Source organism: Peristeroidobacter agariperforans (genome assembly GCF_004138335.1).
Classification (GTDB): Bacteria; Pseudomonadota; Gammaproteobacteria; order Steroidobacterales; family Steroidobacteraceae; genus Steroidobacter; species Steroidobacter agariperforans.
On the sequence record NZ_RYFW01000005.1, the window covers coordinates 228495 to 248807 of the forward strand.

Here is a 20313-nt window from a genome sequence, read left to right on the forward strand (position 1 = left end):
ATGCAGCCGCGTTCGTTAAGCACACGACTGCTCGTCTCGGTCAGCATCCTGCTGATCCTGTTCTTTGGCGTCACCATTCTGGCCCTGGACTCCGTGTTCAAGGACCTGAGCCGGCGCGCCATCCAGGATCGGCTGGACGTGCAGGTGATCGCGCTGCTGTCTGCCTCGGAGGAGGATTCGAGTGGCGGGCTGCGGCCCGACCAGCTCGCCGAGCCGCGTTTCGACAACCCGGGCTCGGGTCTGTACGGCGAGATCCTGCGCAGTGACGGCCGCCCGAGCTGGCGTTCCAAATCCCTGACCGGCACCGGCATCGAGTTTCCTCACCTCGAGGTCGGCGAGCGCCGTTTCGGCGAGCTGCAGCGAGGCGATGGCACGACCGTGCTGTCGCTCAGCATGGGCATCGAGTGGCAGTTTCGTAATCGCGTTACGCGCACCTTCGTGTACAGCGTCGCGGAAAGTCTCGACCCTTACTATGCGCAATTGAGCCGGTTTCGCGGCCGGCTGTTTGGTTGGTTCGGCGCGCTGATGGTCCTGCTGCTCGGTGCGTTGGCGTTGCTGCTGAGAAGATTGCTGTCGCCGCTGCGACGCGTGGAGCGCGAGATCGAAGCGATCGAAGCGGGCGCTCTCACCGAGCTCGGCGGCGGCTATCCGCGCGAGCTGCTCGGCATCACGACGAATTTGAATGCGCTCCTTCGCAGCGAGCGCGAGCGCCTGGCGCGCTATCGAAACACCCTTGGCAACCTCGCGCACAGTTTCAAGACGCCGCTTGCGGTCATGCGCAATCTGCTCAGCACGCAAGGCGGTCGCGAGGTGACCGTCGTTCGTCAGCTCGATGAGCAGGTCGGGCGCATGGACGACATCGTCAAATATCAGCTGCGTCGTGCCGCTGCCGCCGGCGGCACGGGCCTCGGATCTGCGCCGGTCGATGTTCGGGATGCGTTGGAAGCGCTCCGGGGCGCCTTGCTGAAGGTGTATATGGATCGCGGCCTCAGGTGCGAGCTCACGGTCGCCGAAGGCGCGACCTTCACCGGCGACCGCGAAGACCTCACCGAGATCGCGGGCAATCTGCTCGATAACGCATTCAAGTGGGCCCGCACCACCATTCGCATCACGGCCGACCGGGTCGTGAGCCCCGCCGCGCGACGTGACGGTCTACGCATCGTGATCGAAGACGACGGCCCGGGCATTCCCCTCGACTCCCGAGCCCGCGTGCTGGAGCGGGGCGCACGCCTCGATGAGCGCGTCGCCGGCCAGGGCATCGGTTTGTCGGTCGTTCGTGAGCTGGTGAACCTCAACGGCGGCATCATCGATATCGATCAGTCGGCGCTCGGCGGCGCGCGGATCGAGGTGAAAATAGCGCCGGTGTAGACTTGAAAGTGGCCGGCCCAATCGCATAAAAACCGGCTGCCCAATGACTACCTCCTACACAACTGCGCTCATAGCGCTGCGCGATCAGCTGCCCCACACGCGACTCGCCGACCGGTCGCGTCTGTCGCGGGAGCTGGATCGCCTGTTCGCGCGCCGTAATCCGCCTGCGGAGCCGGACGGCGCCATCGCCAACTTGCGCCAGTCGATCGAAGCATCGGCGGCCACCGTCGAGCGCCTCAAAACGCTGCCCCTGCGCCTCGAATACGACGCGGCGCTGCCGATCACCGCGCATCGCGAGGAGATTGCAAAGGCATTACAAACAAACCAGCTCGTCGTGGTCTGTGGCGCGACCGGCTCCGGCAAGACGACACAGCTGCCCAAGATCTGCATGGAAGCAGGGCGGGGCGCCTTCGGTTTGATCGGTCATACCCAGCCCCGCCGGATCGCCGCTCGCGCCATCGCAAATCGCCTCGCCGAGGAATTGCAAACGACCGTTGGCGGCGCCGTCGGCTACCAGGTGCGGTTCAACGATCGCACCGGTCCGGACTGCCGCATCAAACTCATGACCGACGGCATTCTCTTGCGCGAACTCGAGAACGATCGGCTGCTGCGTCGCTATGACACGCTGATCATCGATGAAGCGCACGAGCGCAGCCTCAACATCGATTTCCTGCTCGGCGTGTTGAAGCGGCTGCTGCCGCAGCGGCCGGACCTGCGCGTCGTGATCACCTCGGCCACCATCGATCCGCAGCGCTTCGCCGAGTTCTTCGGCGGCGCGCCCATCATCGAAGTATCCGGTCGCAGCTATCCGGTCGAAGTGCGCTATCGGCCGCTGACCGGCACCGATGAAGACGATGACGAGTTGTCGCTGGATGAGGGCATCGTCGCGGCGGTCCAGGAACTGGATCGCGTGGATCGCGGCGATGTGCTCGTGTTCCTGCCGGGCGAGAAACAAATTCGTGATGCCGCCGATGCACTCTCGAAGGCCCGCCTGCATGGCACCGAAGTGCTGCCGCTGTATGCGCGGCTCTCGACGCGCGACCAGGAAAAGATCTTCGAGAAGCACGGTTCGCGGCGTGTCGTGCTCGCGACGAACGTCGCTGAGACGTCCTTGACGGTGCCGGGCATTCGGCACGTCGTCGACTCGGGGCTTGCGCGCATCAGCCGTTACAGCGTGCGTGGCAAGGTGCAGCGGTTGCCGATCGAGCCGATCTCACAAGCGAGCGCCGACCAGCGCAAAGGCCGTTCGGGTCGTGAGGCGCCGGGCATCTGTATCCGCTTGTACGCGGAGGATGATTTCAATCTGCGTCCGGCCTTCACCCCGCCCGAGGTCCTGCGCACGAATCTGGCGAGCGTCATCCTGCAGATGGCCGCGCTGGAACTGGGCGAGCCGGAGGCCTTTCCGTTCGTCGATCCGCCCGACACGCGATTGATCAACGACGGTTATCGACTCCTGCAAGAGCTGAAGGCGGTCGATGATGATCGTCGCGTCACCAGTCTCGGCCGGCAGCTGTCGTCGCTGCCCGTGGATCCGCGACTGGGCCGCATGCTGTTGGCCGCGAGTCATCACAGCTGTCTTGCGGAGATGCTCGTCATTGCATCCTTCCTCGCCGCGCAGGATCCACGCGAACGTCCGTCCGATGCGCAAGCACAGGCCGATCAAAAGCACGCGGCGTTCGCCGATCCCCGCTCGGACTTCGTCGGCGTGCTGAATCTGTGGAACACGTATCAGACGCAGGTGGCGGAGCTCTCTGGAAGCCAGCTGCGCAAATGGTGTCGCGAAAACTTCATCGCGTTCATGCGTGCTCGCGAGTGGCAGGAGCTGCATCGGCAGCTGAGCGAAACGGTCAAGGAGTTGGAGCTCAAGCCGAACAGCGCGCCCGCGGACTACGCAAATCTGCACCAGGCGATCCTCACCGGATTCCTGGGCAACATCGGTGCGCTCGATGAAAAGCGCGAGTACGACGGCGCCCGCGGCACGCGCTTCGTGATTGCTCCCGGCACGCCGCTCGCAGGCAAGCCGCCGAAATGGGTGGTCGCGGCGAACCTGATGGAAACGACGCGGCTCTATGCTCGCACGGTCGCGGCCGTCGAGCCGCAGTGGATCGAGTCTGCTGGCGCGCACTTGATCAAGCGCAGCTACAGTGAGCCGCACTGGGTGGAAGATCGCGGGTTCGTCGCGGCGTTCGAGTCGGTCGCGCTGTATGGACTCACACTGTCCTCGCGCCGACGAATCAATCTTGGCAACGTTTCGCCGCGCGAGGCCCAGGAGATTTTCGTGCGCGAGGCGCTGGTCGAAGGACACTCGCGACTCAAGGCCGACTTCCTGAAGCACAATCGGCGGCTGCGTCAGCAGGTCGAAGTGATGGAGGCAAAGGTCCGCCGTCGCGACATCCTCGCCGATGAGCAGGCCCTTTGTGATTTCTATCTTTCCCGCCTGCCGCAGACGGTCAATTCAGTCGCGGCGCTCGAGAAGTGGCTGAGAACGCCGGGTCATGCGCAGCAGCTGCAGATGACCATGGCCGACATTAGCCGTCGCGATGCCTCCGAGATCACGGCACAGGAATTTCCGCCGGTCCTGGCGGTCACCGGCAACGAACTGCCGCTCGAATATCGTTTCGAGCCCGGCTCGACGAGCGACGGCGTGACGGTGGTGCTGCCAAAGCCGCTGTTGAGCTCCGCCGTGCTGGGTGACTTCTCTCGTCCCATTCCCGGCTGGCGCGTCGAGACGATTACACAACTGCTACGCAGCTTGCCCAAGCAGATTCGTAAGTCGTTTGTTCCTGTGCCCGAGCACGCGGCGCGCGCGGCGGCAGAGATCGATGAGTCGAAGGAATTCAACGCGGCGGTTGCGGAGTGGATCACTCGCGTCGGCGGTATGACGGTCACGGCGGAGGAGGTGGCGGCACTTCCCTTACCCGAGCACCTGCGCGTGAACTTCCGCGTCGCCGATCTCGATGGCAAGACGCTCGCCGAAGGTCGCGACCTTGCGGCGCTCAAGCGCGCGGTGCGTGAGACCGAAGCGAAGTCGGGCGAGCACAAGCCGACGCCCTCGGGCAGCGTGCATCGGCGTTGGGACTTTGGTGATCTCGCCGTGGAAGAGTCCGTGCAGCGGCGCGGACTGCGCTTCTCTGTTTTTCCGACGCTGCGAGATCGCGGTGAAGGCGTCGAGGTGGCCGAGGCTGCGACGCTGGTCGATGCCGAAGGGATGTTGCGCTTGGGCGTCTTGCGGCTCGCCACCCTGGCGTTGCCCGAGCAGTTCAAATACGCCCGCAAGCGCTGCTCGGAGCGCAGCGAGCTGATGCTGCTCGCTCAGGGATTGAATAACTCGCGTCCCATTGCGGAGGCGCTGGCGGAGAAGTGTTTCGTCGAATGCTTCTTGAGCGAAGAGGGCGCTCTGCCGCGCTCGGCCGCTCAGTTCGATGCGTTGCTGGACAAGCATCGCGCTCGATTCGGGGAAGTAACCGATCGGGTGATCGAGCACACGGCCTCAGCGCTGCGTGAGTTGCGCAACTCACGCATGAAGCTTACGGCGCTCGAAGGTGCGATGTTTCAGGCACTGCGCACCGACGTTCAAGCACAACTGCAGATGCTCGTGCCAGGCGATTTCCCGGCGAGCGTGCCGACCGCGCTATGGCCGCATCTGCCGCGCTACTTCAAGGCGCTGACCCGCCGGCTCGATAAAGCGCCTGGCAATCAGAAGCGCGATGCGGACTTGATGAAACAGATCTCTCCGGCCACGCAGGCGTATCAACGATTGCGCTCGCAAGCGCCCAAGGGCGAAACGCACCCCGAGCTCGATCGCCTGCAATGGATGATCGAGGAGTTCCGCGTCTCGCTGTTCGCGCAGGATCTGAAGGCGGTATTGCCGGTGTCAGACAAGCGCATCGCCGATCAGATTGAGCGCGCTCGCATCGAAGTCCAGCGCGCGGCCTAGATGTTTTACAGTAGCGGCTGAACATCGCATGGGGGGCTTATGAAGGACGATGTCTGGACCGCATTGCTGATCCTGAGCGCCATCGGCAGCGGTCTCAACGCCGGTCTGTTCTTCATCTTCTCGAATACCATCATGCGTTCCTTCGACCGCCTGCCAGCCGCCGGCGCGGTCGCGGCCATGAACAGCATCAATCGGGTCATTCTGAATCCGCTGTTCTTCCTGGTGTTCTTCGGCACCGCGCTGCTGTGCCTGGTGCTGCTGGTGTACCAACTCGATTCACCACTGATCGTGGCAGGTGCATTGTTTTATCTGATCGGCTCCATCGGCGTAACGATGGTGTGCAACGTGCCGCTCAACGACAGGCTGGCGAAAGTCTCGCCGTCGGCTGACGACATGGAGATGCAGTGGCGCGCGTATCGCTCCCCGTGGACGCGCTGGAATCATGTGAGAACCCTTGCGTGCCTTCTGGCGGCAGCCGCGTTCGTGATCGCCGACTAAGACCGCTAACGGCTGTGCGTACGGGCTTTCAAGCCCGGAGGATTGCTGGTCTTCCTACGCAGCAGCCCGGCGCCACGAACTTCGCGACGGAGGCAGACCGGGTCCGCCGGATTGGCCTAGAATGTCCCGCTGCGGAGGTAACGCATTTCTCCTGAAAGATCCCACTCGTCGCGACATCGGTCGACGGGCCGGGCGCATGCATATGTCCTCCGGTGCACGCACGTGCCTCGACCGCTACGGAGGCGCCATGGCAACCTGGACACCCGATCCGACGTTCTATCCATCCGCGCGGATGGCGATGCAGGCTCCGGCCGAGAAGCTTGCCTACATGGCCATTCTCAATATCGAGGGCACCGAGCCCGATGCGCTCGGTGTCGTCGATCTCGATCCGCAATCATCGAATTACGGCGAGCTCATCAATCGCATCCCGATGCCGCAAGCCGGCGATGAGCTGCATCACTTCGGCTGGAATGCCTGCAGCTCCGCGCTGTGTCCTTACGCACCGCATCCGCATGTCGAGCGGCGCTATCTGATCGTGCCGGGGTTGCGCTCCTCGCGCATCCACATTCTCGACACCAAACCTGATCCGCGCGCACCGCAGATCGTCAAGGTGATCGAGCCGGGCGAAGTTCATCGGCGCGCGGGGTACTCGCGTCCGCACACGCTGCATTGCGGACCGGAAGGAATTTATGTGAGCGCGCTCGGCGCCCCGGATGGCGAGGGCCCGGGCGGCATCTTTCTGCTCGATCACGATGCGTTCGACGTGCTCGGACGCTGGGAAGTGGACCGCGGCCCGCAGCAGCTCGCATATGACTTCGCGTGGCATCTCGGTCATGACGTGCAGATCACCAGCGAATGGGGCACGCCCAACATGATCGAGAACGGGCTAGTGCCGGAGCTGCTGCTCAACTCGAAGTATGGGCATCAGTTGCACGTGTGGGATCTGCGTCGGCGCAAGCACGTGCAGGCGATCGATCTGGGCGCGGAACAGCAACTCGTGCTCGAGCTGCGCCAGGCGCGCGACCCGACCAAGGCATACGGTTTCGCCGGCGTGGTGATCAGTCTGAAGGATTTGTCCTCGTCCGTTTGGCTGTGGCATCGCTCGAATGGCCAGTGGGCCGCACAGAAGGTGATCGAGATTCCGGCGGAAGCCGCGGAGCCCGATCAACTGCCGCCGTTGTTGAAAGGCTTCAAGGCAGTGCCGCCGCTCATCGCGGATATCAATCTGTCGCTCGATGATCGATTCTTGTACGTGTCGTGCTGGGGCACGGGTGACTTCCGTCAATACGACGTGTCAGATCCGTTTCATCCGCGCCTCACCGGCTCGGTCCGACTGGGTGGCATCGTGAATCATTCGCCGCATCCGGCCAGCGGGCCGCTGAACGGCGGGCCACAGATGGTCGAAGTAAGTCGCGACGGCCGGCGCGTTTATTTCACCAACGGGCTGTATCGCGCCTGGGACGCGCAGTTCTATCCGGAAGGGATCCAAGGCTGGATGGTGAAGTGCGACGCGGACCCGAACGGCGGGCTGAAGCTCGATCCGGAATTCTTCCTGCCGGCGGAGGAAGGCTTCCGCACACATCAAATTCGCCTGGAGGGTGGGGACTCGTCGTCGGACACGTTCTGCTATCCATGACGCGGCGCTGACCGTGAACGCGCTATGGCCGTGGGTGGCGCTCGCGGGCTTGGGCGCCTTTCACGGCCTGAACCCTGCGATGGGCTGGCTGTTCGCCGTCGCACTCGGCCTTCAGCGTGAAAGCCGGGCGGCCGTGCTCCAGGCATTGTTGCCGATCGCAGCGGGCCACGCGTTGTCGGCTGCGGCGGTGATCGTGGCGATCAGTGTGTTGCGCATCTTCTTCGATATCACTGCACTGGAGATGAGCGCGGCGGTCGCGCTCATCGCCTTCGGTCTGTATCGTTTGTTCGCTCGTCACCGCGGGCGCGCGGGAATGCAGGTGAGCGGCGCTCAACTCCTGCTGTGGTCGTTTCTGATGGCGACAGCGCATGGCGCAGGTCTCATGTTGATCCCGGTGCTGTTGGGCATGCCCCTCGGCGACGCGCATAGCGAGCACTCGCATCACGTGGCGGCATTCTCGTCGCTCCTCGGACCCTCTGCCGGAACCGCCCTCGCAGTCCTCGGCGTCCACACGTTTGCCATGCTTGCCGCGGCTGGCGCGGTCGCCATCGTGGTCTATGAGTGGGCAGGTCTCGCCTTCCTTCGTCGCAGCTGGATCAATATCGATCTCATCTGGGTGTTCGCATTGGTCGGCGCGGGAGTCATTCTGTTCGTCATGGCGTTGCGATGACGAGCGGACGCCCGGCCAGCAACTCCTGCAGCGACGACATTCAGCATCAAGATAGCCTACGATTCCGGCGACGTCTTGGATCGGATTGACTCCACAAAGGTAGATGACGAAGCTGATGAACGCTACGAGCAGCCCTGGCGAGAGGACTCGATCGAGGCGTGCAGCGGAAATGACGTTGGCATTGTTGATCGCGCCGACGCTCGCGGTTGCGCAAGTGCCCTCAGCCAGCGGTCTTGATGAAGTCGTCGTCACGGCGCGTCGAACCGAAGAGCCACTGCAGAAGACGCCGGTCGCCGTCACCGCATTGACGATGGAGCAGCTGGAGGCGCGTTCGGCTAAGGACCTGCGCGATATCGGCCGGTTCACGCCCAACGTGTTCATGACGAACACCGGAGGCCAGAACCCCGATACGATTGCCATGTTCATTCGTGGCGTGGGCCTTTCCGATCACTTGGTCACGGCGGATCCGGGCGTCGGTCTCTATGTCGACGGCGTGTACTACGCGCGCGCCGATGGAGCTGTCCTCGATTTGGTCGACGTCGAGCGCATCGAAGTTCTCCGTGGGCCGCAAGGGACGCTGTTCGGCAAGAACACCGCCGGCGGCGCCATCAACGTCATCAGCAATCCCCCGGACCCGGACGGAGGCGGATTGTTGTCCCTGACGGCAGGCAACGTCGGCCAGTTCGAGGCGCGCGGCACTGGGAGTGTTCCGCTCGCGGACAATCTCACCCTGGGGTTGAGCGGTCTCAAGAAACGTCGGGGGTGTCTCGCCCGCCGGATGTACGACGACGCCTGTGTCGGCAGCGTCGACCGCCTCGGCGGTCGCGGTTACCTGCGATGGACGGCGAGTCCCGACCTGACTGTCGACATCATTGGCGACACCACGACCGGCCGCTCTCACATGCTGCCGAACCATCCGGCCGGTTACGATCCGAACCAGGCCTTCTTCGCGACTTACAACGGCCTGGTCGCGGCCGGCCAGATTCCTGGGGGAATACCGTTTAGCGACACAACACCGGGAGTGAATCCGGGCCGCTATGCAACTTCCGGGCGGGCGCCAACGGAAAATCCGTTGGATGCGTATGGCGTGTCGGTGAACATCGAATACCGCACTGGCAATGCGACACTGCATTCGATCACTGCCTATCGTGAGGTCTCCTCGATGGCCTTCGAAAACGGCGGTGGCGGCACCGGTGCGATCTACGACCCGGCGGTGTCTTACAGCTACAGGAAGTCGCACTGGTTCAGTCAGGAATTGCGCATCGACGGCGAGACCTTGGCGGATCGCCTCGCGTACGTAGGCGGGCTGTACTACTTCGGTGAACGCGGTGCGACCAACGATGCCTATGCGTTCTTTGCTCCGCTGCAGGCGGGTTGGGTGAACTTCAACAACCAGGAAACCGATTCTTACGCAGCATTCGTGCACGGTTCATACAAAATCTCCGACCGCCTGCACGTAAGCGCGGGCGTCCGCTACACGCGCGAAACCAAGGAGTGGAGCGTCAGGTATGCGCAATTCAGCAACTTTGCTTCGGCCGCGTTCGATCCGAACATGCAGATGCGATCTCTCGTTCGCGGCAACGGTGCGGGCATCCCCAACGAGTTGAATGCCGATGCCGCATCCACCGCGCCATTGCAGCGCCGGGGCACCTGGACACCCGTTACGCCGCGATTCGGCGTGGACTTCCAGGCAACGCCCGATCTGCTGCTCTTCGCCAGTGTCGCGCGGGGATCGCGCTCCGGCGGTTTCAATGGCCGTGCGACCTCGGCTGTCGCCACGACACCCTACGACCCGGAGTTTGCGCTCACCTACGAGATCGGCGAGAAAGCCGAGTTCCTGGATAGACACATCCGCCTCAACGCGACCGCTTTCTCTACAGACTACAAAGATCTGCAGCAGACGGTGGCGGCGTGCATCCGTTTGCCCAACGGCGAGTGTCGTATCGATAAGGAGGGGCTCGCGTTTTCACCGTTCGTGACGAATGCGGCGGCCGCGCGCATCTACGGTGGCGAGCTGGAGGTGGTGGTGCTCGGACCGAAAGCGGCACGCCTGGAGGCGACGGCGGGCTACATGAACGCGAAGTTCACGAGTGTCGATTCGGCCGCGACCGTGGCAACGGGATTATCGACGAGGAGCGTCGTGCCTTTCGTCCCGAAGTGGACCAGCGCGCTTGCCGCTCAGTACGCAATGAACTTTGGGCACGGCTCACTGACGCCGCGCGTGGACTACACCTGGCGCAGCGAAGTTGCGTTCAACATCAATCCGGGGCCTTACGGCGTGCAGGGCCCGATCGGCCTGATCAATTCGACGCTCACGTACCTCGATTCCGGCGATCGCTGGGGCGCGCAGCTGTATGTCCGGAACCTTGCTGACAAGCAGTATGCTCTCTGGATCAACGAGTTCAGCCATGTCGTCGGCGGCCCAGGCGGCGCGGTGACAGTCGCCGACCCGCGGGAATACGGGCTGACCGTGACGTACAGGTTCTGATGGGTAGCTACCGATCTCGCGTGCGGTCAATGGCGCTGACCAACGAATACAAGCTGCCAAGCAGGGGCATCGGAAGATTCAGCTCCTGCCCTTTACGCAGCGCATAGCCGAGTGTTTCATGGATTTCGAGCGGACGCGCTGCGAGTAGATCCTGCAGTGACGACATGCGATGCTCCGGCGCCTTCGTCTGATAATCGGCGCCGACTCTCTGCACCGCTGCGACCGCTTGAGCCTCGGTGCCATTCATCACCAAGCCCAGCGGCAAGATGGCTCGATCTTCAGTCAACGCGATGCCGAGCGCACGGGCGAGCGAACCGAGCTCGCGCGTCAGTCGCGCGATCAGCAGCGCTGCATCGGGATCGGACAAGAATTTCCAGGTGGCGACCCGCGTCGTGAGCGACAAGCTCACGAAGCCCACCCAGCCGACGAATTTGCTCCACTCACGAGAGACGATGTCTGGAACAAGTGTGGCGCGCACGCCGGCATCGTCGATGGTCTTCACGATGCCACGAGCCGTATCGCTCATCGCGCCATCCAGTTCCCCAATGAATAAATTCACATTGCGTGTGAACAGCACCTCGCCGGAGGCGAGCAATTCGCCGCTCGTGTCGGCGAGCGCGCCGAGCGTACGCTCGCGTCCGTAGGTCTGCGACAGCAGCTCATCTTTCATGACGCCGTTCTGAATCGACACCGCACGATCGACCTGCACGTGTCGCAGCGACGCCATCGTCTGCTCGGATCCCGGCGTCTTGGTAGCAATGATGAGCGTGCCGGTTTCGCGCACTTGAGCCGGATCCGTGACAACTTCAACCGGCATGGAGATCTCGCTGAGCCCCTTGATCCGAAGCCCTTGCTCTCGCAGTTGCTGAGCGCGCTGTCCGCGGGCGAGCAGGGCGACCGAGCGGCCGTTGCGAAGCAGATGAGCGGCCAGGATGGAACCGAGCGCGCCGGCGCCCACGATCGCGAACTCACTACGTGCCACTTGAAGTCTCCCATCGACACCACGGAGGCGGGCAGGCTATCAAGCCTGCCCGCGCCTTGCTGATGAGATTGGGATCAGCCCATCACTTTGAAATCGATGCCTTGCGCAAGTGGCAGCTCGCGGCTCCAGTTGATGGTGTTCGTCTGGCGTCGCATGTACGCCTTCCAGCTGTCGGAGCCGGACTCGCGTCCGCCGCCGGTATCCTTCTCGCCGCCAAACGCGCCACCAATCTCCGCGCCCGACGTGCCGATATTCACGTTGGCGATGCCGCAGTCGCTGCCCAACGCCGACAGGAATTTTTCGGCGTGACGCACGTTGTCGGTGAAGATCGCCGACGACAGGCCGTGATGCGAGGAGTTATGCATGGCGATGGCGTCGTCGAGCGCCTGATACTCGATGAGATACAGGATGGGCGCGAACGTCTCGGTCTGCACGATCTCCCAATCCGCGCGTGCCCGAATGATGGTGGGCTCGACGAAGTTGCCTGGCGGCTTGGCCTTGCCACCACACAGCACCGTGCCGCCTGCACGCTGTGCTTTCTCGATGGCCTGCAGATAGCGCTGCACCGAGGCGTCGTCGATGAGCGGGCCCATCAACGTCTCGGCCTTCAACGGATCGCCAATGCGCACTTGCGAGTAGGCTCGGAGCAGTCGCTGCTCCAGCTCCTTCGAGCGCGACTCGTGCACGAACACACGACGCGTGCTGGTGCAGCGCTGGCCTGCTGTGCCGACGGCGCCGAATACAATCGAAGGCACGGCGAGATCGAGGTTCGCGAACTCATCGACGATGATGCCGTTGTTGCCGCCGAGCTCGAGCAGGCTTTTGCCGAGCCGGGCGGCGACGCGCTCGCCGACTTTGCGACCGACCGCCGTCGAGCCGGTGAACGACACGAGATCCACGCGACGATCCTCGACCAGCTTCTCCGCCAGCTCGTTGCCTGCGATCAGGAGCTGAAAGATGGCGGGAAAACCGTGCCGTTCGAGCACGCGATTCACCAGCTTCTGCACGGCGATGGCGCACAGCGGCGCCTTGGGCGAGGGCTTCCAGATACTCACATCGCCACAGATCGCCGCGAGAAACGCATTCCACGACCACACCGCGACCGGAAAGTTGAAGGCGCTGATGATTCCGACGATGCCAAGCGGATGCCACTGCTCATACATGCGATGGAACGGCCGTTCCGAGTGCATGGTCTGGCCATACAGCATGCGCGACTGCCCGACCGCGAAGTCGCCGATGTCGATCATCTCCTGTACTTCGCCATCGCCCTCGGCTTTGATCTTGCCGACCTCGAGCGTCACGAGACTGCCGAGCGCGCTCTTGTGCTTGCGCAGCTCCTCCGACACCAGACGAATGGCTTCGCCACGCTTCGGCGCCGGCACGACCTTCCATTGATCGAACACACGGCGCGAGGAAACGAGAATGCGCTCGTAGTCCGCCACGGTCGCGCCGCGCACCCGGCCCAATAGATCGCCTGTCGTCGGGTTCACCGAAGCGATCAGCGGGCCTGAGGTGTCGTTCGACCAGCCGCCGTCGCCCGACCAGGCGCCGGAGTTCGTTTCACTCAAATCCAGGGACGAGAATATTTCGCGCATATCAGTGCCTGCGTTGATGTCCGGTCTGTCCGCTCACGACGATGTGACCGGACACTTCTTTGCCGCCAACCGCGGCGTAGTGCTTGCCGAAGCGATTCGTCAGCACGTCCTGCAGACGAAAGTCTTCCTGGCGCACGAAGCCGTGGTGCTTGCCGCCGCTATTGATCACGAGATCGACGACGGCGCAGATGCCCGAGGCGGTCGTGACTTGAATCGCCGACCACAGCCGTCCCGCGATCACTTGCGGGTACACCTTGTTGACGTAGTTCTCTTCGCGCAGCTCACCGTCTTGTTTACCGGTGACCGCGACGTAGATGACAACTACGTCCTGCAAGGTCTGCGGCACGGCGTTTTCCAGAATGCGCTTGAGCGTGTCGCGATCGTGATTGAGCTTCAGATCGTTCATCAGCAGTCGCATCTGATCGCAGTGGCCCGGATAGCGCATGGTCTTGTAATCCATGTTCTGCACGCGCGAGCCGTAGGTCTCGGCGAGCGAGCCCAAGCCGCCCGAGGTATTGAATGCTTCGTAGAGCGTGCCGTCGATCTCGATCTCCTCCAGGCCCTCGAGCGGCGCAACTTCGAGCCGCCGGCTGTCGACGATGGCTTCGCACGGATTGCCGTACTCGTTGATCAAGCCTTCGGTCGACCAGGTCAGCGAATACTTCAAGACGTTGTGGGGATGCTGGGGCAGGGCGCCCACGCGCAGCTTCACCGCGCGCAACTCGTCGAAGTGACCGATGAGCTCATTTGCGGCGATCGAGATGAAGCCGGGCGCGAGGCCGCATTGAGGAACGAACGCTTGCGATGAGCCCTCGGCGATCTTGCGAACCCCGCGAGTGACTTCGACGTCTTCGGTGAGATCGAAGTAATGGGTGCCTGCCTTGCGCGCCGCTTCGGCGACGCCGACGTTGCAGTAGTAGGGCAGGCTGGAAATGACCGCATCGACCGGATGCTTCTGCAGCTGAGCACGCAGGGCATCGGCATTGGCTGCATCAACATGGTGCGCGTGCAGGTTGGCCAGACGATGCGCACTCACGACGGCGTTGGCGGCGTCGGCGCTCACATCGCCAAGGTGCACCTCGTACGATCCGGACTCCGCCAGCAGCCCGGAAATCAGCGCGCCGATCTTGCCGGCGCCAAGAATCAGAACCTTCGCCATGCGTGCTCCTTTGCCTGCGGGCCGGGTCGCAGAGCCCGGCGGGTGCGGTGCTGGGCAGGATGCCCGAATGCCGGGGCGCTTCGCATACGCAGGACCGGCCGAGGGTCGTCATTTAATTCCGGAAGGCCGGAACTGTAAACGCCATGGCGGGCAGGCGCCTCGTTCGGGGGCGAGACCCGGCACTTTTTGCTCGAACTGTATGCAATTTTCGCCTTCGGTCCGTTTGCTTCGCACGGATCGGGTGCTAGGCTCCCGCCCCGCTATGACGCGTACTCCCGACCTGATTCATTGGCATCCCTCGAGCTGGCAGTCCAGACAGGCACAGCAGCAGGCCACCTATCCCGATCAAGCCGCGCTCGACAGCGTCGTCGCCCAGCTCTCCCGGCTGCCGCCGCTGGTGGTTTCCTGGGAAATTGAAGCGCTGAAGGAACAGATTGCCTCCGCACAGCGCGGTGAGCGCTTCCTGCTCCAGGGCGGCGACTGCGCCGAGACCTTCGAGGACTGCGAGTCCGACAAGATCGCCAAGAAGCTGAAGATCCTGCTGCAGATGAGCCTGGTGCTGGTCTATGGCTTGAAGAAGCCGGTGATCCGCGTCGGCCGCATGGCTGGACAGTATGCAAAGCCCCGCTCGGCGGACACCGAGACCCGCGATGGCGTGACGCTGCCGAGCTACCGTGGCGCGAACGTGAATCGTCCGGGTTTCACCGCCGAGGACCGCACGCCCGATCCGTCGCTGCTGCTGCGAGGCTACGAGCGCTCGGCGCTGACGCTGAACTTCGTTCGCTCGCTGATCGATGGCGGCTTCGCCGACCTGCACCACCCCGAATACTGGGATCTGGATTTCGTGCGGCATTCGCCTTTGAAGGACTCGTACGAAAAGGTCGTGCACTCGATTTCCGAATCGCTCGATTTCTTCGAAGCCGCCTCGGGCCAGCCGATTCACGAGAGCACCACGACGCGCTTTTATACAAGTCACGAAGCGCTGCACCTGCTGCTCGAACAGTCGCAGACGCGTTTCATCCCGCGTTCGCAGCGCTGGTACAACCTCGGCACGCACATGCCCTGGATCGGCATGCGTACCGCGGCGCTCGATGGCGCACACGTCGAATTCTTCCGCGGCATCTCCAATCCGATGGGCATCAAAGTGGGCCCCTCGATGAGCGCGGAATGGGTGCAGGGCCTGCTTGCCGCCCTCAATCCAAACAACGAGCCCGGCCGGATCGTGCTGATCCATCGCATGGGCGCGAAAGACATCGAGAAGCGTCTGCCGCCGCTGATTCAGGCGGTGCGTGCGACCGGCAGCCCCGTGCTGTGGATCTGCGATCCCATGCACGGCAACACCGAGACGGCCACCTCGGGCCTGAAGACACGGCGCTTCGAAAACATCGTCAGCGAGCTGGAGTCGGCATTCCGAATCCACCGCGAACTGGGTTCTTGGCTCGGGGGTGTGCATTTCGAGCTCACAGGTGAGGATGTCACCGAATGCACGGGCGGCGCTCGGGGTCTGACGGATGCAGACCTCGCGCGCGCCTATAAATCGCAGGTCGATCCGCGTCTGAATCATGAACAGGCGCTGGAGCTGGCTATGCGTATCGCTGGTTTGCACTCGAAAAAAGGCGCGCAGAAGAGCGCCGTGATCAATATTTGAATATAAGAACTGGTTAATAACTTGCCTCGCACTCGGCGACGGCCACTACAATAGTGGCCGTCGCCTCGATCTTCCTTTCGCGTCGTTCCTATGGCCACGAAAAAGCAAGCTCCCAAGCCCGCCGTCAATTTCCGCCGCTACTCCAGTGAAGTCGTCGATGGCCTGAAGCAGGCCCCCAGCCGCGCCATGTTGCGGGCAGTCGGCTACAAGGATGCGGACTTCAAGAAGCCGGCGATCGGCATTGCCTCCACCTGGAGCAATCTCACGCCGTGCAATATGCACATCGACAAGCTCGCGAAGGCCGCCGCGGCCGCGGTCGATTCGGCGGGTGGCAAGAGCACGACATTTGGCACGATTACCGTGTCTGACGGCATTTCCAACGGCTCGCCCGGCATGCGCTATTCGCTCGTGTCACGCGAAGTGATCGCGGACTCGATCGAAACGGTATCCGGTGCGCAGGGCTTCGATGGCGTGGTCGCGATCGGCGGCTGCGACAAGAACATGCCGGGCTGCATGATGGCGCTTGCGCGGCTGGATCGTCCGGCGGTGTTTGTTTATGGCGGCACGATTCGGCCGGGTGCGGGCCATCTCGATGTGATCTCGGTGTTCGAAGCGCGCGGCGCCCTCACCAGCGGCAAGATCACTCAGAAACAAATGGATGAGATCGAGCGCAAGGCGATCCCGGGGCCGGGCAGCTGCGCCGGCATGTACACCGCGAACACCATGGCGTCGGCGATCGAAGCCATGGGCATGAGCTTGCCGAACAGCTCGGCGCAGGATGCGGTGTCGAAACAGAAGATCGAAGACTGCAAGAACGCCGGCAAGGCCGTCGTGAAGCTTGCGAAGCTCGGCATCACGCCCTCGCAGATCATGACGCGCGAAGCGTTCGAGAATGCGATCACCACGGTCATCGCGCTCGGCGGCTCGACCAACGCCGTGCTCCATCTGCTGGCGATCGCGCACGCGGCGAACGTGAAGCTCGAGCTCGACGATTTCACTCGCATCGGCAAGAAAGTGCCGGTGCTCGCGGACCTCCGCCCGAGCGGCAAATACATGATGTCGGAGCTGGTGCGCATCGGCGGCATTCAGCCGCTGATGAAGATCCTGCTGAAGGAAGGGCTGCTGCACGGGGATTGCTTGACCGTCACCGGCAAGACGCTGGCGCAGAATCTGAAGAGCGTGAAACCGTATCCGAAGAATCAGGACATCGTTTACGCCTTCAACAATCCCATCAAGCCTGAGAGTCACCTGGTCGTACTCTATGGCAACCTCGCCCCGGAAGGCTCGGTCGCGAAGATCACGGGCAAGGAAGGCTTGTCGTTCACCGGCCGCGCTCGGGTGTTCGACGGCGAAGAAGCGTCGGTGCAGGCCATTCTCGATGGCAAGGTCGAGGCGGGCGACGTGGTTGTGATTCGCTACGAAGGCCCCAAAGGTGGACCGGGCATGCGTGAGATGTTGAGCCCGACCAGTGCGATCGCGGGCGCGGGCCTGGCGGACAAGGTCGCTTTGATCACCGACGGTCGTTTCTCCGGCGGCAGCCGTGGTTTCGTCGTCGGTCACATCGCGCCGGAAGCGGCGGTCGGTGGGCCGATCGGTTTGATTCGCGATGGTGATCAGATCACGATCGATGCGGTGGCTCGCGAAATTCAGGTCGCGGTGAGCGACGCTGAAATGTCGAAGCGTCGTGCGGATTGGCAGGCGCCAAAACCGTACGCATCCCGCGGCGTGCTCGCAAAGTATGCTCGCGAAGTCAGCAGCGCCTCGTTGGGCGCGATCACTGACGGCGATGCGTGCGAGAGCCACTGACCGGATCGTATGTTTTGCCCCGCCGGCGGCGGCGAGGCTGTATCTCAAATTGACGAGATGTTGAGAGTTAGCAATGGCGCGAGCGATCGAGATTGTTGAAGTTGGGCCGCGCGATGGATTGCAGAGTGAGCCCGAAGTTCTGCCGACGGCAACCAAGCTGGAGCTGATCAATCGCTTGGTCGCCTCGGGACTTAAGCGTCTGGAAGTGGCCAGCTTCGTGAATCCCAAGCGTGTGCCGCAGATGGCCGATGCCGAAGCGGTGCTCGCCGGCTTGCCGAAAGTGCCGGGCGTGCAGTACGTCGGCCTGGTGCTGAATCGCAAGGGCTTCGATCGTGCGCTCGCAGCCGGCTGCACCGAAGTCGGTCTGGTCACGGCTGCGACCAACAGCTTCAGCGAGCGCAATCAGGGCGCGACCACCGAGGAGCTCATTCACACGATCGAAGAGATTGCACCGCTGGCGCGCGAGGCGGGCGTGCGGATGCAAGTGACAGTGTCGACGGCGTTCGGCTGTCCCTTTGAAGGTGAAGTGCCGGCGTCGCGTGTGGTAGAGATTTGTCGTCGTCTCGCGCAGTCCCGTCCGCTCGAGATCGCGCTCGCCGACACCATCGGTGTTGCGGTTCCGAGTCAAGTTACAGCGCTCGTCGAACAGGTGCGCGGCGTGGTCGGCGATGTCGCGATTCGCTGTCACTTTCACAACACACGGAATACAGCAGTCGCGAATGCGTACGCCGCTGTGCTCGCCGGTGTCAGCACGCTCGATGCGAGCGTCGGCGGCGTCGGTGGTTGTCCGTTCGCGCCGAACGCGACTGGAAACGTCGGCACCGAAGATTTGGTGTACATGTTGAGCCGTGCTGGATACGACACGGGCATCGATCTCACCAAGTTGATCGAGACCGCTCGCTGGCTCGGCGAGCAGCGTGGCAAACCGGTCCCGAGCATGGTCTCCAAGGCCGGCGGCTTCCCGCTTGGAACTGTAAGGGCATCAGCCTGATAGCTCGCTTTCCTCTCTGATTTCCAGCCCGCGTAGTCCCGGGCTCACTTCGGCAGGGTTCGCGCCCCTAACTTAAGTTAGTGAATGGGGTGCGTATATTGCTGTTTGGCATGGTGGGGCGCGTATACACTCGTCTCATACGAGGCCCGTTCATACCCAATCAATATGCACTGGCAGATTGCGGGCCTCCATCACCGAATGTCCGAAGGAGCACCATGGCCAAGGCAGTGGACAAGGCGTATCACACTGTACGTGAACGCATCGTGCGCGGCGTGTATCCAGCATCCTCCCGAATCACCGAACAGGAAGTCGCGGCAGTCGCCGGCGTGAGTCGCACGCCCGTGCGCGAGGCGTTGCGAAAACTCCACGCAGAAGGATTGTTGGAATTCGTCCCGCACCAGGGCGCGATCGTGACGGAATGGACCCACGAAGATCGCGACGACGTGTATGAATTGCGCGCCATGCTCGAATCGTATGGAGCCGCACGCGCCGCCCGGCGCATCACCGGCGAGGGGATCGCCGAATTGCGTCAGCTCGCCGAAGATCAGTATCACGAGACGCTGGCGAAGCCTGAGGGTTATCTCGAGCGCGTCGGTGCACTCAACAGCCACTTCCATCGTCGCATTCACGAGTTCGCGGGCAGCCCGCGCCTGGTGACGGCGCTGGCCTCGCTGATCGAAGTGCCGTACATGCTGAAATCATTTACGACGTATCAGGACGAAGACCTGATCCGCAGTGCCTCGCATCATCTGGAAATCGTCCGGGCGCTGGAGGCGCGCGATGGTGACTGGAGCTCGGCACTGATGCGCTCGCATATTCTCGGCGCACGCGGAACGCTAGTTGTCTGATTCGGGCATCCTGCCACGACCCTCATGACGAGTCGGCAAAAGGCGTGACTTTTGCCGCTCGTCCGCCGCTGAAGCGGCGGGGTACTTCCCTGTACCCAGGGCAGCGCTCGACGCATACAATGGTCCATTCCAGTTTCACGTCAGCAACGAGGGGATGGTCATGATCAAAGTCGGCGACAAAATGCCCGCGGGCACATTCACGCAGATCACCAAGGATGGACCGCAGAAGATCAGCGCCGAAGACTTCTTCAAGGGCCGCAAAGTCGTGCTGTTCTCGGTGCCGGGTGCGTTCACGCCTACCTGCGATGCCAAGCACCTGCCGGGGTTCGTGGAGAAGGCTGGTGACATCAAGGGCAAGGGCGTCGATGCCATCGCCTGCATGGCCGTGAACGACGCGTTCGTGATGAAGGCCTGGGGCAAATCCCAGAACACCGACGGCAAGGTGGAAATGCTGGCGGACGGCAACGCCGAGTACACCAAGGCGCTGGGCCTGGACATGGACGCCACGGGCTTCGGCATGGGCATCCGTGGTCAGCGCTTCGCGCTGGTGGTGGATAACGGGGTGGTGAAGCAGGTGAATGTCGAGCAGAAGGGCGAGTTCAAGGTGTCGAGCGCGGATCACGTGCTCACGCAGCTGTAACCGCTGCTCTACGTTCCTCAAAACAAAGGCCGCCGCATCTCATGACG

14 protein-coding genes are annotated in these 20313 nt (G+C 62.9%); 11 read left to right on the forward strand and 3 right to left on the reverse strand.

The window, feature by feature from the left end; all coding sequences use genetic code 11:
* From EK373_RS28795 to EK373_RS28820, 6 genes are all read left to right on the forward strand, one after another.
* Positions 1-1368, forward strand: coding sequence for an ATP-binding protein (locus tag EK373_RS28795; RefSeq protein WP_129648373.1), 1368 nt, complete (start codon positions 1-3; stop codon positions 1366-1368).
* A 43-nt stretch (positions 1369-1411) separates the two neighbouring features.
* Complete coding sequence (gene hrpA, locus EK373_RS28800) at positions 1412-5305, forward strand: ATP-dependent RNA helicase HrpA (RefSeq protein ID WP_129648375.1); 3894 nt, start codon at positions 1412-1414, stop codon at positions 5303-5305.
* A gap of 39 nt (positions 5306-5344) precedes the next feature.
* The gene (locus tag EK373_RS28805) at positions 5345-5803 is read left to right on the forward strand and encodes an anthrone oxygenase family protein (RefSeq protein WP_129648377.1); all 459 of its coding nucleotides are present in this window, start codon (positions 5345-5347) and stop codon (positions 5801-5803) included.
* 247 nt (positions 5804-6050) lie between these two features.
* Positions 6051-7439: a selenium-binding family protein gene (locus EK373_RS28810; protein ID WP_129648379.1), complete on the forward strand. Its 1389-nt coding sequence runs from the start codon at positions 6051-6053 to the stop codon at positions 7437-7439.
* Between the two features lie 13 nt (positions 7440-7452).
* Positions 7453-8109 carry a hypothetical protein gene (locus tag EK373_RS28815; RefSeq protein WP_129648381.1) on the forward strand — a complete coding sequence of 219 codons (657 nt, stop codon included), beginning with the start codon at positions 7453-7455 and terminating at the stop codon, positions 8107-8109.
* A gap of 169 nt (positions 8110-8278) precedes the next feature.
* Positions 8279-10597, forward strand: a complete 2319-nt coding sequence (locus EK373_RS28820) for a TonB-dependent receptor (RefSeq protein WP_198683723.1) — start codon at positions 8279-8281, stop codon at positions 10595-10597.
* Between the two features lie 7 nt (positions 10598-10604).
* On the opposite strand, the gene EK373_RS28825 is transcribed toward EK373_RS28820, so the two are convergent.
* From EK373_RS28825 to EK373_RS28835, 3 genes are all read right to left on the reverse strand, one after another.
* Positions 10605-11579 (reverse strand): ketopantoate reductase family protein, encoded by a 975-nt coding sequence (locus EK373_RS28825; protein ID WP_129648385.1) that lies wholly within the window; start codon positions 11577-11579, stop codon positions 10605-10607.
* 74 nt (positions 11580-11653) lie between these two features.
* Entirely contained in the window at positions 11654-13174 is a 1521-nt protein-coding gene (amaB, locus tag EK373_RS28830) for an L-piperidine-6-carboxylate dehydrogenase (RefSeq protein WP_129648387.1), read from the reverse strand.
* Between the two features lies 1 nt (position 13175).
* The gene (locus EK373_RS28835) at positions 13176-14333 is read right to left on the reverse strand and encodes a saccharopine dehydrogenase family protein (protein ID WP_129648389.1); all 1158 of its coding nucleotides are present in this window, start codon (positions 14331-14333) and stop codon (positions 13176-13178) included.
* Between the two features lie 262 nt (positions 14334-14595).
* Here EK373_RS28835 and EK373_RS28840 point away from each other — a divergent pair, with 262 nt between their 5' ends.
* From EK373_RS28840 to EK373_RS28860, 5 genes are all read left to right on the forward strand, one after another.
* Positions 14596-15981 carry a class II 3-deoxy-7-phosphoheptulonate synthase gene (locus tag EK373_RS28840; protein WP_129648391.1) on the forward strand — a complete coding sequence of 462 codons (1386 nt, stop codon included), beginning with the start codon at positions 14596-14598 and terminating at the stop codon, positions 15979-15981.
* Positions 15982-16071: 90 nt separating this feature from the next.
* Complete coding sequence (gene ilvD, locus EK373_RS28845; protein WP_129648393.1) at positions 16072-17787, forward strand: dihydroxy-acid dehydratase; 1716 nt, start codon at positions 16072-16074, stop codon at positions 17785-17787.
* Positions 17788-17860: 73 nt separating this feature from the next.
* Positions 17861-18778 (forward strand): hydroxymethylglutaryl-CoA lyase, encoded by a 918-nt coding sequence (locus tag EK373_RS28850; protein ID WP_129648395.1) that lies wholly within the window; start codon positions 17861-17863, stop codon positions 18776-18778.
* A gap of 215 nt (positions 18779-18993) precedes the next feature.
* On the forward strand, positions 18994-19626 hold the full coding sequence (locus EK373_RS28855; RefSeq protein ID WP_198683724.1) for a GntR family transcriptional regulator: 633 nt from the start codon (positions 18994-18996) through the stop codon (positions 19624-19626).
* Positions 19627-19786: 160 nt separating this feature from the next.
* Entirely contained in the window at positions 19787-20266 is a 480-nt protein-coding gene (locus EK373_RS28860; RefSeq protein WP_129648399.1) for a peroxiredoxin, read from the forward strand.
* Positions 20267-20313: the final 47 nt, after the last annotated feature.